Source organism: Staphylococcus pasteuri, from assembly GCF_030547725.1.
Lineage (GTDB): Bacteria > Bacillota > Bacilli > Staphylococcales > Staphylococcaceae > Staphylococcus > Staphylococcus pasteuri.
The window spans coordinates 1-231 of sequence record NZ_JAUOQO010001081.1 but is presented as its reverse complement, the minus strand read 5'-3'; the positions used below and the strand labels follow the sequence as shown (position 1 = coordinate 231).

At 39.4% G+C, this 231-nt stretch carries 1 protein-coding gene; it reads right to left on the bottom strand.

Annotated features, from left to right (window positions below; translation table 11 throughout):
• A partial coding sequence (locus Q4528_RS16480) for a PAS domain-containing protein (RefSeq protein ID WP_303522874.1) occupies nt 1-231 on the bottom strand: 231 nt, incomplete at both ends.

The window sequence follows — 231 nt, the reverse complement described above, 5'->3', positions numbered from 1 at the left end:
AACCTGACATTAGTATTGGTTCGTTTTGATCATTGAGGCATGAGTTGCCAATACTAAAGAACCAGTTGTATTCTCCAACTTCGTTTAACCCGACATACTCAACTTCGTATTCCTCTTTTGTCTTCAAATGAGCAGACAGTGCCATTTCTACTCTTGCACGATACTCTGGATGTATATGTTCAAACCAATGATTATATTGTGGGTTAGCCTCATTCTCCCGGCCTATAATCT